This is a genomic window from Pseudarthrobacter sp. RHLT3-21, from assembly GCF_059383495.1.
The window spans coordinates 143387-158820 of the sequence record NZ_JBWZCI010000001.1 but is presented as its reverse complement, the minus strand read 5'-3'; the positions used below and the strand labels follow the sequence as shown (position 1 = coordinate 158820).

General features: G+C 67.2%; 14 protein-coding genes. 6 read left to right on the top strand and 8 right to left on the bottom strand.

Annotated features, from left to right (window positions below):
• Window positions 1-41: 41 nt before the first annotated feature.
• From AC50YA_RS00745 to mtrA, 6 genes are all read right to left on the bottom strand, one after another.
• Window positions 42-1307, bottom strand: a complete 1266-nt coding sequence (locus AC50YA_RS00745) for a winged helix-turn-helix domain-containing protein (RefSeq protein WP_494980493.1) — start codon at window positions 1305-1307, stop codon at window positions 42-44.
• A gap of 32 nt (window positions 1308-1339) precedes the next feature.
• Window positions 1340-2065 (bottom strand): ribosome hibernation-promoting factor, HPF/YfiA family, encoded by a 726-nt coding sequence (gene hpf / locus AC50YA_RS00740; protein ID WP_494980492.1) that lies wholly within the window; start codon window positions 2063-2065, stop codon window positions 1340-1342.
• Between the two features lie 173 nt (window positions 2066-2238).
• Window positions 2239-3105 (bottom strand): ComF family protein, encoded by an 867-nt coding sequence (locus tag AC50YA_RS00735; protein ID WP_494980491.1) that lies wholly within the window; start codon window positions 3103-3105, stop codon window positions 2239-2241.
• Between the two features lie 225 nt (window positions 3106-3330).
• Window positions 3331-5025, bottom strand: coding sequence for an LpqB family beta-propeller domain-containing protein (locus tag AC50YA_RS00730; RefSeq protein ID WP_494980490.1), 1695 nt, complete (start codon window positions 5023-5025; stop codon window positions 3331-3333).
• A gap of 20 nt (window positions 5026-5045) precedes the next feature.
• The gene (mtrB, locus tag AC50YA_RS00725) at window positions 5046-6965 is read right to left on the bottom strand and encodes an MtrAB system histidine kinase MtrB (RefSeq protein ID WP_494980826.1); all 1920 of its coding nucleotides are present in this window, start codon (window positions 6963-6965) and stop codon (window positions 5046-5048) included.
• Window positions 6940-7614, bottom strand: coding sequence for an MtrAB system response regulator MtrA (mtrA, locus tag AC50YA_RS00720; protein WP_354146011.1), 675 nt, complete (start codon window positions 7612-7614; stop codon window positions 6940-6942). The genes mtrB and mtrA overlap by 26 nt, the downstream gene beginning before the upstream one ends.
• A 358-nt stretch (window positions 7615-7972) precedes the next feature.
• Between mtrA and AC50YA_RS00715 the strand changes: the two genes are divergently transcribed.
• From AC50YA_RS00715 to AC50YA_RS00690, 6 genes are read left to right on the top strand one after another with little or no spacing between them, the layout of a single operon-like run.
• Window positions 7973-9085 carry a DUF7847 domain-containing protein gene (locus AC50YA_RS00715; RefSeq protein WP_494980489.1) on the top strand — a complete coding sequence of 371 codons (1113 nt, stop codon included), beginning with the start codon at window positions 7973-7975 and terminating at the stop codon, window positions 9083-9085.
• The gene (locus tag AC50YA_RS00710; protein ID WP_494980488.1) at window positions 9075-9731 is read left to right on the top strand and encodes a DUF4129 domain-containing protein; all 657 of its coding nucleotides are present in this window, start codon (window positions 9075-9077) and stop codon (window positions 9729-9731) included. The genes AC50YA_RS00715 and AC50YA_RS00710 overlap by 11 nt, the downstream gene beginning before the upstream one ends.
• Window positions 9728-10963 (top strand): DUF4350 domain-containing protein, encoded by a 1236-nt coding sequence (locus AC50YA_RS00705; RefSeq protein WP_494980487.1) that lies wholly within the window; start codon window positions 9728-9730, stop codon window positions 10961-10963. The genes AC50YA_RS00710 and AC50YA_RS00705 overlap by 4 nt, the downstream gene beginning before the upstream one ends.
• Window positions 10960-11961, top strand: a complete 1002-nt coding sequence (locus tag AC50YA_RS00700; RefSeq protein WP_494980486.1) for an AAA family ATPase — start codon at window positions 10960-10962, stop codon at window positions 11959-11961. The genes AC50YA_RS00705 and AC50YA_RS00700 overlap by 4 nt, the downstream gene beginning before the upstream one ends.
• Window positions 11962-11972: 11 nt before the next feature.
• Complete coding sequence (locus AC50YA_RS00695) at window positions 11973-13265, top strand: DUF58 domain-containing protein (RefSeq protein WP_494980485.1); 1293 nt, start codon at window positions 11973-11975, stop codon at window positions 13263-13265.
• Between the two features lie 41 nt (window positions 13266-13306).
• Window positions 13307-14020, top strand: coding sequence for a DUF4166 domain-containing protein (locus AC50YA_RS00690; RefSeq protein WP_494980484.1), 714 nt, complete (start codon window positions 13307-13309; stop codon window positions 14018-14020).
• 12 nt (window positions 14021-14032) lie between these two features.
• Here the strand turns inward: AC50YA_RS00690 and AC50YA_RS00685 are convergent, their stop codons facing one another.
• Window positions 14033-15043, bottom strand: coding sequence for a uroporphyrinogen decarboxylase/cobalamine-independent methonine synthase family protein (locus tag AC50YA_RS00685; protein ID WP_494980483.1), 1011 nt, complete (start codon window positions 15041-15043; stop codon window positions 14033-14035).
• Entirely contained in the window at window positions 15034-15420 is a 387-nt protein-coding gene (locus AC50YA_RS00680; protein ID WP_494980482.1) for a chorismate mutase, read from the bottom strand. Before AC50YA_RS00680 ends, AC50YA_RS00685 begins: the two co-directional genes overlap by 10 nt.
• Between the last annotated feature and the right edge of the window lie 14 nt (window positions 15421-15434).

Below are 15434 nucleotides of genomic sequence, written 5' to 3'. Positions count from 1 at the left end.
ATACTCCCAGTCTTATGCTGCCGAATTCTGGCGTTTTTAGTCTACGGGAGAGACACAGGCCACGTGGCCGGTGTTCCCTGAGAGCGGAGCGGGCCGGTGCGGTGATGCAGGGCGCCCGTAAGGGACTCAGCCAGGTCCCCGGCCGGACTGACCACGATGTCCCCAAGCTCCAGCCACTCGGCCATCAGCTCCAGCTCGGCTGCGAGTTCGACGGCGGTCCCTGGCGGTGCGCCCGGCTCGCCGTACGCGGACCTGACCAGCAGTTTTCCTGCCGCACGGTCCGCTTTAAGGTCCACCCGCGCCACGATGGTGTCGCCCAGGAGAAAGGGCAGGACGTAGTACCCGAAGCGCCGGAGGTGCGCGGGCGTGTAAATCTCGATCCGGTAGTGGAAACCGAAGAGTTCCTCCAGTCTGCGGCGCTCGAAGACGAGGGAGTCAAAGGGACTGAGCAGGGCCCGCCCAGCTGCCCGCCGCGGCCTGGCGGCGTCGGCATGGAGGTACACCTTCCGATCCCAGCCAGCGACAGCCACCGGCTCCAGCCTCCCAAGGCTGACCAGATGGTCCACCGAGGCGGCTGCCGCCTTGACCGGCGTGCGAAAGTAATCCGCGAAACACTTCACAGTTCCGATGCCATGGGCTTGCGCGGCCGCATCGATGAGCCGGTGCATGGCCTCAACAGGATCCGGCGTGGCTTCGCGGGCCAGCCGGCGCGGCAGTACCTTGGCTGTCAGCGTGTACTTTCGCTCGAATTGTTCGGTTCTGGACGCCGCGGAGATGATGCCGGCCTCGAACAGGTCTTCAAGCACGCGTTTGACGGCGTTCCAGTTCCATCCCCAGTTGTCGTCACGCCGGTCCTCCACGTGCCCGATGTTCGCCGTCAGTTCCACCGCCGTCATGGGCCGTCCGGCGGCGAGGGCGCCGAGGATCTTTCCGGCCATCGCGTCGCGCAGTTCCGGGTCCATGGCGGACGCACCCACCCACGTGCGTTTCTGCCACAAGCGGAGGTCCTGGAAGTGCTCGGGCCGGATGAAGCTGGCCTCGTGCGCCCAGTACTCCATCATTCGTCTGGGAGGCGAGTTGGCCATCCGTTGAAGAATGGTGCGGTCGTAGTTGCCGAGCCTTGAGAAGAAGGGCAGAAAGTGACTGCGGGACAACACGTTGACGGAATCGATCTGGACAAGCTGGATCCGGGCAAAGGTACGGCCCACCGTCCGTGAAGTCACGGGGCCGGCGGGCCGTCCTTTGTCGAGTCCCTGAGCTGCCAGGGCGATCCGCCGGGCCTGGTTAAGGCTCAGCGTCGCTGGCACATCAGTCCTTTCATTGAGGGGCGTAAACCACCCTAGACTTTTGCAGCCTCATCATCGGAGCGGTAGGCGAGGATTTTTTCTTCGACGGCGGTGTCCCCCGGTTCGCATTCGTGGTCCAGGGTGATCACGCCGTATGTCCAGCCACGGCGCCGGTAGACCACCGAGGGCGTGTTGGTGGCTTTGTCCACAAACAGGTAGAAATCGTGGCCCACGAGCTCCATGTTGTCCACAGCATCGTCAAGGGTGAGGGAGGCCGCAGGGAAGACTTTGCGCCGGATCAGCACCGGGGAGTCCCCTGCCGGAATGTCGTTCTCGACCTCATAGGGCGATCGTTGAACGGCCGGCGCCTGGGGTTCGCTGCGATGGCTCGCCTCGACGTAAAGGGGTTCACTGGCACTTGCGGGCTCCAGTGCCGCGGTGGCCTCACGTACTGCCTTGGGGGTGTGGCGCCCGTGGTGGACCTTCTTGCGGTCCTTGGCGCGGCGAAGACGTTCAAGCAGCTTGGTGTAGGCGAGATCGAATGCAGCGAATTTGTCTGCGGCGCTGGCTTCGGCACGGATTACGGGTCCCCGGCCCAGGACTGTCACTTCAACGGTGAGCTGGTCGCCGGTCTGGCGTGCATTCGTTTCCTTGGAAACCTTCGCGTCAACCCGTTGGACCTTGTCGCCAAGTGACTCGATCTTCGAGATCTTCTCACCGGCGTATTCGCGGAAGCGGTCTGAGACCGTCAGATTTCGTCCGCTGATCATAAACTCCATGGTGCCCTCCAAATGACTTCGGTGACACGACGGCGGCACATTGCAAGGCCGATCTGCTTGACAGTCGAGCCCCTTTCCGAGCCGCCATCGAAAGGTACAACTTGTTCTTGGTACCCACAACCGACGTTAGTTCATAGCCACCTGTTATTCATCCTTTCTTGGTTTATTTTTTTCTAAGACGGGAGCTTTCCGCCAGCTCCCGGGCCGGGCGATTCGCCGCCAGCTGAATCGGGCGGGCGTGTCGCGGCGAGGACCACCGCCCCCACCACCAGGGCTCCGCTGAGGTGGAGCGCGCGGGCTGCTTCCGCGAGTGTGGCCCCTGTGGTGAGGACGTCGTCGACAATGATGCAGCGGCGTCCTGCCACCCGCACGCCCTGGCGTCCCGGGACCTTCATGGACCCCCTGACCCGGCTCGCCCGGGCACCGCGGCCGAGTCCCTTTTGGCCTCCAGGCAGCCGCTCCAGTGCGGCGCGGCGCCGGGATTTCCGGATCACGTCAACCACCGGTGTTCCGGGAATGGTGCTCCCCCGCCGCAACGCTGCGAGCAGGAGGTGGACCGGACTGAACCCCCTCTTGACGTAGCCGGCCGTACTGCTGGGCACCGGAACCAGGCAGACGCCGTCGACGCCGGCCACGGCCGCGGCAATGCCCTGCCCCAGTCCCCGCGCCAGGACCGATGTGAGCTGGTGCTGGCCATGTCTCTTGAACGAAAGCACGGCCTGCGCCAGCTCCTCGCGGTACACCCCGGCCGCCACCACGGGAAGGATCAGACCGCCGTCGACGTTCATCAGGGCCGGCGCCTGTTCCTCTGCCCGGAACGGGTGCCTGGTCAGCCAGCGGATCTGGCGTTCGCACGCGACGCACAGGGCAAGGTCCTCGGCACCGCAGCAGACGCAGTCCACGGGAACGGCAAGTGCCAGCAGCTCGGCGGCCGCGGCGCCCATCTGGTCGGCGGCCCGCAGCCACCGGCTGCGGTGGCCTTCGCGATGCTTGGCGGACTGCAGCGGAGGCGGCAGGAGGTCCGGATCCACGCCTGCCATACTTCTAGCCGGGCTGCCCCCGGCGCCACGCGCAGCACGGCCACCGGATCGGCGCACAGGAGAGCGCGCGGGAGGGTGGCGCGCAGGAGGACATTCGGGCTGGACTTCGGTCACACCCCATGGTGGCCTCCGTGCCGCGGCCCCGGAACCCCCAGGCCGCGCTATGTGGAAAGCACCTGACATGAAAATTGCATCCCCACAGCGGAGCGAAGCGCCCCTCAGGAACTAACCGGGGAATGAGGGGTCGATGGGACCCTTGAGCTGGGGCGACCAGCCATTGCCCAGCCGCTGGAAGATGCCCTCGGCCGACTGGCCGTAGATTTCCTCCAGCCCGTTGCCGGCGCTGAGCCACACCAGGCCGGGCCACGGCGCCAGCTGCTGGGGCTGTCCGGACGTGAGCGACAGCAGCTCCGGCGCGACGTTCGAGCCTGCGGATGCTTTCATCACGGCAACTGTTGTGTCGTTCACCCAGACTCCCTGGTCCGGTTCGCCGGAAGCCACCAGGGTGATCGGGGCAGTCAGTTCCCGGGGAGTCCCGTCGGCGTTCCGGATGATCCCGGCAATCTGCACCTTCGTCTTGCCGTTCTGTTCCGTAATGACCAGCGCCCGGACACCCTCACGGGAAATCCTCAGCTCCTTGACGGTTTTTCCGGCCAGCCAGGACGGCGTGAGGGTAACGGTGGGAACAGCGGCACCTTCGGCCACACCGATGGGCCGGTAGGCCACGACTTCCGTACCGCCGGTTGCTCCCGGCCCTGCGGCCCACACCCAGTCATAAAGACTGAAGGAAGGGTGCGTGATGGTGCTGCGCGTTGTCAGCGCCCGAGCGGGCTGCCCCGGCACCATGCTGTAGAGCGTCGTCCGGCTTTCGTTGAGGAAAGCCACGGTCTGGGAGACCGGGGATTCCGCCGGGTAGCGGGGCCCGAGGGAGGAAACAGGCTGCATATCCGGCAGCGGGGACACCCTGTTGTTTTCGTAGCGAACCAGCTCATTGCCGCTGACGGCGATCTCGCGGACCGGCACGTTTTTGTCCCGTACCGGGGGCAGCACAGAGCCGTTGTCCTCGACCCGGACCAGGTCCTGGTTGGCGTGCAGTTCCACACTAACGACGTCGGGCTGGTTGCGGAACGTGAGGGCAAGCTGTGTCTGCATGCGGAGCCTGTCCTCCGTGGACGCCTCTGTGAGTTCCTTGGCTGTGAGGTCCACCTGCGCGGCTCCGGACACCACCGGAACCGATTCGCGGGCAAGTTTGATACCGGACGGGAAGGCGCTCACCACAGCGCCCCGAAGGTATGGCGCGGGGCCGGCAAGCAGGGCGCTGGTCATGGCTTTGACGGTCTTGTTCTTGATGAACCAGCGGACGTCGGGCACAGCATAAGTGAAGCTGGGATCGTAGAAGTAGATGGGGTAGGCGCCGTAGATGACCTTGAAGGTTTCCTCCGGGATCGCTGTTCCGTCCGGGATGGCCGAGATCCGCCATTCGCCGTCCACCTGGGTGAGTGTGGCCGGGATGTTCTCTATGGTGCCCTCGGGCATCTGGGTGGCGATGCCGTCAACATCCACGCTGTAAGCAACGTCCAGCTGGTAGTTGTAGACGTTGTCGACGCCGGTGCCCACCACTTTCGCCTCGCGGTACACCAGCGCGCGCTGGTCGGGTTTCCAGGACACTGACGCTGCCTGCGTCAGGTATTCGCGGGCCACCGCGTAGTCACCCTCGTATCCGGTACCGGCACGGTAGAAGTAATCAATGACGTTTTCCGGAGTAGCCCCGGGCTGGGGCGCGGCAGGGAGGAACACAGGCGCATTGACGTTTCCGGCGCTGCCTTCCGCGCTCTTCCCCACCGGCCCGGCGGTGGGAATCCGCGCGCACGAGGCCAGCAGGAGGACAACGACGAGCAGCACAACGCTCCGCTTCAGCATTGCCCGAATTCTTAGTCCCATCATGAAGACTCCTTCGGTGTCGCGGCGGTCCCGGACGGGGCGCGTCCGGTGCCCTGGCCACGCCCGCCAGCGGTGGAACCAGACGCCCCGGTGGGGCCAGGCCCCAGGACCAGGACGTTCTTCGCGTGTGGCACGTCTGGGAGGATGATGTCCTCCGGCTCAAGCTGCACGGGTGAGCGGTCGATCTCCTCGCCCTGGCGTAAAGGAATGGTCAGCCGGAAGTTGGCCCCTCTGCCCTTGTTTCCCCATGCCTGCAGCCAGCCGTTGTGGAGCTTGGTGTCCTCCATCGCGATGGACAGGCCCAGGCCGCTGCCTCCTGTGGTGCGGGCCCGGGCCGGATCCGCACGCCAGAACCGGTCAAAGACCCGGGCGGCTTCGGCCGGAGTCATGCCGATCCCGTGGTCCCGGACAGCAACGCCCACCGCTGACTGGTTAGCCGCAACAGTCACGGTGACCGGCCGGCCTTCGCCGTGCTCCACCGCATTCAGGATGAGGTTCCGCAGGATCCTGTCGATCCTCCTGGCGTCCATTTCCGCGACAATTCCCTCGGCTGGCGCCTGGAGAATGATCTCCGAGCCGTACTCGGCCGCGACAGGCGCTGCTCCGTCAATGACGTGGGCGATCACCTGCAGGATGTCCTCGGGCTCGGCATCGAGCATGGCCACGCCGGCGTCGAAACGGGAGATCTCAAGCAGGTCGGCCAGCAGCGACTGGAACCTCTCCACCTGGTTGTACAGGAGTTCGGCGGAGCGCTTGTTGATGGGGTCGAAGTCGTGGCGTGCGTCGTACAACACTTCCGCGGCCATTCGCACCGTGGTCAGTGGCGTGCGGAGCTCGTGGGAGACATCGGAGACAAACCGCTGCTGCATCTGGGACAACATGGCCAGCTTGGTGATCTGCTCTTGGAGACTGGCGGCCATGTGGTTGAAGGATGCCCCGAGGCGGGCCACCTCGTCTTCGCCTTTGACCACCATGCGCTCCTGTAATTGGCCGGCCGCGAGCTTCTCCGACACCAGGGCAGCGTGGCTGACCGGGCTGACCACGTTGCGGGTGACGTACCAGGCGATGGCCCCGATCATCAGCACCAGCACCGCACCGCCGGCCAGGAGGACGCCCTGGATTTCGTCGAGCGTCTGCTGGGCAGTGTTGACGTCATAAATCAGGTAGAGCTCGTACACTGTGCCGTTGAATGTCACCTTGTTTCCTACCGCGATGCCGGGCCTGTCCTCGGTTCCCACCGGGATAATGGTGGATGCCCAGTACTGGTCCTTGCCCGTTTCCTGGACCGCCGTGCGGAGTCCAGGCGGGATGACGCTGACGGTCAGTTGGTCGGACGCCCGGGACTCCACCCAGCGGTTCCGGGGTTTGGTCTGTTCGGGCATGGCCTCAAAGACGTACCGCCGCTGGATCACGGAGCCGCGCCCCTCCACCGCGTTCAAGGTGTCGTAGACGAGGGTGATGACGCTGGACTGGTCGGTGACCTGGGCGCCGTCGAACGTCTCCTGGACCTGCTTGACGTAGTAACGGGTTTCGGATTCGGCCTGCGTAAGGCGTTCCTGGAACAGGTTGTTGGCGATCTGGTTGGACAGGTAGGCGCCCACGGCGCCAAAGGATGTCACGGCCAACAGCAGGGTGGTGAGGACGGTCCGGAACTGCAGGGACCGGCGCCAGCGCCGCCGCAGGGACCGCCCGGCAAAGCGGACCGCAGGGATGAACCGGGTCACGCCCATCTGGACAAGACGGCCCACCCGTAGCCCCACGATTACTCCACGGCGCCGCCAGATCCGGGCCCGGAACGGCAGCGTCGCCAGCTCCGCGGGCAGTGCATCAGTATGCTCCGGGCCCTTGGCTGCAGCAGGGTCCGGGGCGCGGTGCGCTTCTGGTCCTGAGGGCTCAGGAACCTGCTTTGTAGCCGACACCACGAACCGTCAATACAACTTCGGGAGCTTCCGGATCCCGTTCAATTTTTGACCGGAGGCGCTGGACATGGACGTTGACCAGCCGGGTGTCCGCCGCGTGGCGGTAGCCCCAGACCTGCTCCAGCAGCAGCTCGCGGGTGAACACCTGCCATGGCTTCCGTGCCAGGGCCACGAGGAGGTCAAACTCCAGGGGCGTCAGGGAAATCCGCTCATCGGCACGCTTGACGGTGTGGCCGGCGACGTCGATGGTGATATCTGCGATCCGCAGCGTTTCAGGCGCCTTCTGGTCGCCGGGCCGCAGGCGGGCACGCACGCGTGCCACCAGTTCGGCGGGCTTGAAGGGCTTGGGTACGTAGTCGTCTGCGCCGGACTCAAGGCCGCGGACGACGTCGGACGTATCCGACTTGGCGGTGAGCATCACGATGGGGACGTCCGATTCGGAGCGGATCTGCCGGCAGACCTCGATGCCGTCCACGCCGGGAAGCATCAGGTCAAGCAGTACGAGGTCCGGCTTCGATGAACGGAAAATATCCAGCGCCTGGCCGCCGTCGGCGCAAAAGACCGGCTCAAAGCCGTCATTGCGCAGAACAATCCCAATCATTTCGGCCAGCGCTTCGTCATCGTCAACTACCAGAATGCGTGCCTTCATAGTTATATATTCCCTTATTGAACAGGGTTTGTCCTGTTGAACGGCCTTACGGCATGGCGCAACGCTATGACGCTCGACGCCGGAACTATAGGCTGGCACGACGCGGACAGTCCCGCACGGGGGAAGGAACACGGTGCCACACCAGGATCCGAACATGCAGCAGCCGCATCCTGCCGGCGAGGCCGGGAGGGGCCAGTCTCCAGGGAGCCAGCCTCCGTGGAGTCAGGCTCCGAGGGAACAGCCTCCGTGGGGGCCACAGCCCGGCCCGGCACAGCCGCCTCAGGGTGGCCCCCCGGCTTGGGGCACTCCCCCGCACAACCCCTACGGCGCTCCGCCGCCCTACCAGCAGCCCCGTTATGTGGCCCCGCCCAAACCCGGCATCATTCCCCTGCGCCCGCTGATGTTCGGCGAGATCCTGGACGGTTCATTCCAGGCGATCCGGCGCAATGCCGAGGCCATGCTGGGCGCCGCGCTGCTGGCGCAGACACTCGCCGCAGTGCTGACGGCAGTCCTCACGGCATTCTCGGCCACGTCCGCGGCGTCGCTGGAGACCTGGGCGGAAGGCCTGACAGAGCAGGATCTGGTCCCGGTGGTGCTCACCTTCGCGTCCGGCGTCCTGCTCGTCTCGGTACTGACCGTTTTCCTGTCGGCAGTCCTTCAGGGCGCCATGGTGGTGCCGGTAGCCAGATCCGTCCTCAACCGCCCTACCGGGTTCAGGCAGATGTGGTCGCTGGCGCGGTCCCGTGCGGGAGCGCTGATCCGCCTCGCGGCGCTGCTGGTCGGCGCCGGTCTCCTCGTGGCGCTGCTGTTTGTGGCGTTGGCAGTACTGCTGGTCGGCACCGTAGGTGGAGTGGGCGCCCTGATCCTGATCCCGCTGGGTCTGGTGTGCTTTGTGCTGTACGTCTGGATCTATATCAAGCTCATGGTGGCGCCGGCCGCTGTGGTGGTGGAGGAGCTCGGGGCGCTGGCCGGCATACGCCGCTCCTGGGAACTCACGGGCAACAGCTGGTGGCGGCTCCTGGGCATCACGCTGGTGGTAGGCATCATGGTGGGGGTGATCGCCCAGATCGTCACCATTCCGGTCTCGCTGCTCTCCGGCTTTTACACCGGCGTGGTGTCACCGCACGGCGGTGCCGAGCAGGCGATCACGGCCGCCGTAGTGGCGGGCGTTGCCACCGCCGTTATCGGTGCGGTGGTCGGAGCGGTGGGGTTCGCCTTCCAGACCTCCGTGATGGCGCTGCTCTACCTTGATCTCAGGATGCGCCGGGACGGCCTGGATATCGCCCTGCTCCGGCTGCTGGAATCGGGCGCAGATCCCGACGGCGTCCCGGGCCGCGGCGTCCCGGTCTACAGGGCAGGACCCGGTCAAAATCCGTGGCCGCCCTACGTGGCGCCGCCAAACGGGACGCCGCCAAACGGGACACCGCCAAACGGGACGCCGCCCGGCGGGGCATGGCCCGATGGCCGCTGAACCACCGGTCCTGCCCGGCCGCGATGAGGCCCGCCGCTGGGCCGAAGAAGAACTTGCCAAGCCGGAATACCGTGACGCGGCCCCCGGCTGGCTGGACAGCGTGTGGGCGGACATCCTGGACTGGCTGCGGTCCCTGGACAGCGGCTCCGGTCCGGACAGCACCGTGGCGGCGCCGTGGATCGGTGTGGCCATCGCCGTGCTGATCGGCGCCGCGGTCATCCTGGCCCGCCCGCGCCTCAACGCGAAGGCCAAGCGTGCCGGGGACGTGTTCGACGCCGACGCAACAGTCAGCGCCGCGGCTTACCGCGGGCGCGCGGCGGCCGCAGCCGCAGCCGGCAACTGGAGTGCCGCCGTCGTGGACTGTTTCCGTGCGCTGGTGCGCACCGCCGAGGACAGAGCTGTGCTCGACGTGCGGCCGGGCCGGACCGCCGACGAGGTGGCACACGAACTGGCAACACCGTTTCCGTCCGAGGCCGGCCGTCTGACGGAAGCTGCGCGGACTTTCGACGGGATCCGCTACGGAAATGAGTCCGCCGGCCAGAACAACTATGCCGCAGTGCGCGAGCTGGATTTTGCCCTGCAGTCCCTCACGCCGGCGAGCGCCGCCCTGCCCGCTGAACATGACGAACCGGCGGTTCCCCGGTGACGCACACGGCAACGACGCCGGATGGTCTGACGCCTAATCTGCTGACGCCGGGTGGACCGGAGACGCAGCCGGGTTCCGCAGTTGCCGTCGGGGCCGGGGCCGCTGCCGGGTCCTGGCTCCGGCGGCACCGCGGCAGGGCAGCGATCGGTGCGGCGGCCGCCGTCGGACTGGCGGTGGTCATTTCCACCCAGCTCGCGCCAAAGGGTGATGTCCTACCCCTCTCCGTCCACAACGCCGGGCCGGACGGCGCCAGGGCGGTCAGCGAGATACTTGCCCGCCACGGCGTCGCGGTCAACGATGTTGAATCCTTCGACGACGCCCTGGCGGCACTCTCGGACCGGCCAGATGCGACCCTCCTCCTGTACGACCGGAGCGGTTTCCTGGACCGGTCACGGCTGGAAGAGCTGACCGCGCGCGCGGGACGGGTGGTGCTCGTGACGCCGCGGCTGGGCTCGCTGACGGCCCTCGATACCGGCATCAGCCAGGCGGGCGTGGTGCCGGAGTCAACGGCGCTCCTGGAACCGGGCTGCGGTCTCAGCGGTCCCGCGGCTGCGGGTGCTGTCTCCGGAACCGGCGGCTTCCTGTACGACGGCGGCACGGCTTGCTACCGCCCGCCGGGAAGCGCCGCCGGGCTGCTTGCCGGCACGGACGACGGCGGCCTGACGGTCCTGGGCAGCACCGCGCTCCTCAACAACGGCGGGCTGGACGAGCATGGCCATGCCGCGCTGGCCCTGCGGACGTTGGGCAGCTCAGAGGATCTTGTCTGGTACCTGCCCGGGCTGGGCGACGCGGCCGCCACGGAGTCAACGCAGACACTGGATGACCTCGCGCCTGACTGGGTGGCTTTCCTGGGGCCATGGCTGGTCTTTGTGGCCGTGCTGGCCATCGTGTGGCGGGGGCGCCGCCTCGGCCCGCTCGTCTTTGAACCGCTCCCGGTGGTGGTCAAGGCCGTGGAGACCGCCGAAGGCCGTGCCCGCCTCTATCAGGATTCCCACGCACTGGACCGGGCGCGGGACAACCTTCGGGCTGGCACCCTGGTTCGTCTGGCGCAAGCTCTTCGACTCGGATCCCAGTCCACTGCCGACGACGTCGTGCAGGCAGCGGCCCGGCACCTGGGCCGGCCGGCCACCGATATCAACGGCCTGATCCAGGAACAGCCCGGGACCGCCTCCAGGCTGGTGCACTGGTCACAGGAACTGGACAAACTAGAGAACGAGGTCAGGACCCGATGAACGAACCGTACGGCGCCCCGCAGATCATGGATTCTTCCCCGCAGACGCTGGATCCTGCCCGGCAGGCACTCCTGGACGTCCGCCACGAGGTTGCCAAGGCTGTGGTGGGCCAGGATGCCACCGTCACGGGACTCCTGATCGCACTGCTCTCCCAGGGTCACGTGCTCCTCGAAGGCGTGCCCGGGGTGGCCAAAACACTCTTAGTACGGGCGCTGTCCGCCGCGCTGAGCCTGGACACCAAACGCGTACAGTTCACCCCTGACCTGATGCCCGGCGACATCACCGGCTCCCTGGTCTATGACTCGCACACCTCGGAATTCAGTTTCCGCGAGGGACCGGTTTTCACCAACATCCTGCTGGCCGATGAAATCAACCGGACGCCGCCGAAAACGCAGGCCTCCCTGTTGGAAGCCATGGAAGAGCGACAGGTCTCCGTGGACGGAATGTCCCGGCCGCTGCCGGCGAACTTCCTGGTGGCGGCAACCCAGAACCCGGTGGAGTACGAGGGCACCTATCCCCTGCCAGAAGCCCAGCTGGACCGGTTCCTGCTCAAGCTCACCATGCCGCTGCCCGGCCGGACTGACGAGGTGGAAGTGATCCGGCGGCACGCGGCCGGCTTCAATCCGCGCGACCTTGCCGCCGCCGGTGTCCGGGCGGTGGCCGGCGCCGAGGACCTCGAACGGGCGCGGCAGGCTGTGGCCACCGTTGCCGTCGAACCGGAAATTATTGGCTACATCGTGGACCTGGTGCGTGCAACCAGGCAGGCGCCGTCGTTCCAGCTGGGCGTTTCGCCCCGCGGCGCAACTGCCCTGCTTAACACCTCCCGCGCCTGGGCATGGCTGTCCGGCCGCAGCTTCGTCACCCCCGACGACGTCAAGGCACTGGCGCTGCCGTGCCTGCGCCACCGGGTGGCCCTGCAGCCTGATGCCCAGATGGACGGGGTCCGCGTGGACGACGTCCTGGGCAGCATCCTGGCGTCCGTCCCCGTCCCCCGCTGATCCGGTTGCACATGGCACTCTCCGGACGGTTTGTCCTGCTGGCACTGCTGGGCCTGGTGCCGGTGCTGCTGTTCCCTGGCTGGGGAACGGTCCTGGGCGTGGTCGTGGCACTCGCCGCGCTCCTTGGCCTGGACCTTGTCCTGGCCGCTTCCGCGCGGGCCATCAACGTCACACGCGCCGAACCCGGCAACGTGACGCTGCACGGCACGGCCGCTTCGGTCCTCACACTGCGCAACGGTGGCCGGCGTCGCCTGCGCGCCACCGTCCGGGACGCGTGGCAGCCGTCTGCCGGGGCCGTGAATCCGGTCCAGGACCTGGACATCCCCGCCTTGGAAAGCCGCCGGATGACAGTCCGGTTACAGCCGGTCCGCCGTGGCGACATGGGCGCCCGGCACGTCACTGTCCGCTCCCAGGGACCCCTCCGGCTTGCGGCACGCCAGCGCACGTTTGACTGCACCGGCCTCCTGCGGGTCCTGCCGCCGTTCCATTCCCGCAGGCACCTGCCGTCGAAACTCAGGAAACTCCGCGAACTCGACGGCAAAGCCGCCGTGCAGATCCGTGGTGCCGGCACCGAATTCGACTCGTTGCGGGACTACGTCCGCGGGGACGACGTCCGGTCCATCGACTGGCGCGCAACCGCCCGCCGGTCCGCCGTCGTCGTCCGCACCTGGCGTCCGGAACGCGACCGGCGCGTGGTGATCATGCTGGATACGTCCCGTACCTCGGCGGCGAGGATCGAGGACGAACCCCGGCTGGATACCGGTATCGAAGCGGCGCTCCTGCTGGCGGTGCTGGCCGAGCGTGGCGGTGACAGGGTGGACTTTCTGGCTTACGACCGCCGTCCGCGCGCCAGGGCCGGCTCCGCCACCACCGGCAACCTCCTGGGGCAGCTGGTGCAGGCAATGGCGCCCCTCGAGGCCGAACTGATCGAGCTTGACTGGTCCAGCCTCCCCGGCCAGATCCGGGCGGTCTCCGCCCACCGGTCCCTGGTGGTGCTGCTGACGGCGTTGGACGGCGGAGCGCCGGAGGAAGGGCTCATTCCCGTGGCCGCGCAGCTCGCCCAGCAGCATGTTGTGGTGGTGGCAGCCGTCCGTGATCCCATGCTGGGGCAGATGCTGCGGGAGCGTGAGAACGCCGCCGGTGTATTCCGGGCGGCAGCGGCCGAACGCGTACTCCTGGAACGGGCAGCGGTCAGCGCCGAGCTCCGGCACCACGGGGTGGAAGTGGTGGATGCAGAGCCACACCAGCTGCCGCCGCAGCTTGCCGACATGTACATCCGGCTCAAGGCGGCCGGTAGATTGTGAATCACTGCAGCGCCGCTGACGGTACCGGCCAGGAGGTCACAATGAACGTCCCTATTTACCAGCGGGCCCTGGGCGAGGACTTCGCGCGGCTGCAGCCTGAGCTGCAGGACTACTTCTCACTGGCGCCCGGCTCGGGGCACTACGGCGTCGGGGAGGGCGTGTTCGACGTTGTAGGCTGCCGGCAGGCGTGGCTGCGGCCGCTGCTCAAGCTCACCTCCGGGGAGGACGCGTTCTTTCCGGATTACGGCGAAGGCATCCCCTTCCGGATCGAAAACCATGCGCACCAGGATCCGTTCGGCCGCCCCAGCCTCACTGCCCGGCGGGAAATCCGCTTCCCCGGGCACCTCCGGATCTTCCAGGACACCACCAGCCTCGTGGATTCCGACGGCGGCCCGCGGCTGGTGGACTACCTGGGCCGTTTCCGGCGCATGGTGACCGACCTCAAGCTCAGCGTGACGGACGGGGGCAGGCTGCGCGGCGTTTCCGAAGCGTCCCGGCTGTTCCTTGGCCCCCTCCGCCTGCCGCTGCCGGCCACGGTGGATGCCAAGGCCTACGCCGAGCAGTGGTGGGACGGTGCCGCCGGCGAGCATGGGCAGCACCGGATCCAGGTCAAGGTCATCCAGCCGCAGATCGGGCTGGTCCTGGTCTATGCGGGCAGCTTCGACTACCGCCTGCGCCCATACATCGGCGGCAGTTCGGCGCAGAGTTTCCTGCCCCGCCACGCCCAGCCGGACCGTTGGGAAAACCGGACGTAGCCGTGCGCCCGCTCAGCCGTGCGCGCGCTGGTTCAGGCCGTCGGCCACCTGGGTGAGCCGGCCCAGCACCGCTGTGGCCGTGGCCGGCGTGTGCCCGGCAAGTCCCGCCGAGGTGGTGACCCGGATGCTGCCCAGGGACGACGCCGGCAGGCCCAGCTGGTGCCACGGCCGCCACACGGACTCAACGACGTCGGCTGCCTTGGGCAGCGTGCCGCGGTTAGCGTCCAGCGCGCCGGCCCAGATCCGCTTGCCTGCCTCCACTGCTGTGGCCAGCTGCTCCCACTGCCGTGTGGTCAGGGCCCTCAGCGGCACGGCCACGCCGTCGGCGCCGGCGGCAATGATCCGGTCGATCGGGGCCTCAATCTCCGGGACGGACACAACAATTTCAGCCGCACCCGCGGCGCGCAGCGCCTCGATCACCACCTGCCAGGACTCGGTGACCTCCTGGGCACCCACCGCCCGCAGTGTGCGGTAACCACTCGACGTCGGAATAGTGCCGGCGAGGACGGCGGCGATATCAGGCTCGTCGACCTGGACCACCAGCTGCGCTCCCGGGACCGCGCTGGAAATCCGGGACAGGTAGCCGCCAACCCCTGCCGCCAGCGAGTCGGCAATGTCCCGGCGTGCGCCGTAATCGATCAGTGCCCGTTCGCCGTTGTGCAGGTGCAGGCCGGCGGCAATGCTCAGCGGACCAACCAGCTGGAGCTTGATTTCGGGGGCGGCGGTGTCCTCGGCGCCCGCAACGTCTGCCAAGACGTTGATGTCGGTGGACAGAGCCGACGCGGCCCGGCGGAAATCTTTGCCGGGCCGGTCCACGATGCGCCAGCCGTACGGCTGGACATCCACGGCCATTTCAACCAGGAGTGCGGCCGTCCGCCCCAAGGCGTCGGAGCCGACTCCGCGGTCCGGAAGTTCCGCCAGGAACGGCAGGTGCGGGCTGCCGAGCTCGCCGCGGATAATGCGGGCAGCCTCCACGGGGTCCTCCCCCGGCCAGGGCCCAAGCCCCGTGGCGGTTACTTCCACTCTGCAGCGGCCTGGTGGTCCTCGGCGATGGCTTCATGATGGCGGATGACCTCGCCGATGATGAAATTCAGGAACTTCTCAGCAAACGCGGGATCGAGGTGTGCATCCTCTGCCAACCGCCGGAGCCGCGCGATCTGGGCAGTTTCGCGGCCGGGATCCCCCGCCGGCAGCCGGTGTGCGGCCTTGAGGAAACCCACTTTCTGGGTGGCCTTGAACCGTTCGGCCAGGAGGTACACCAGGGTCGCATCGATGTTGTCGATGCTGGAGCGGATGGACAGCAGTTCCGCCATCACCGAGTTGTCCACCTGGCCTGCCAGCGAACTCGCGGCGGCATCGTAGGTGTCGGTGTCGGGAACATCATGGTTTTGCTGCGTCATGGTCCAAGTCTATG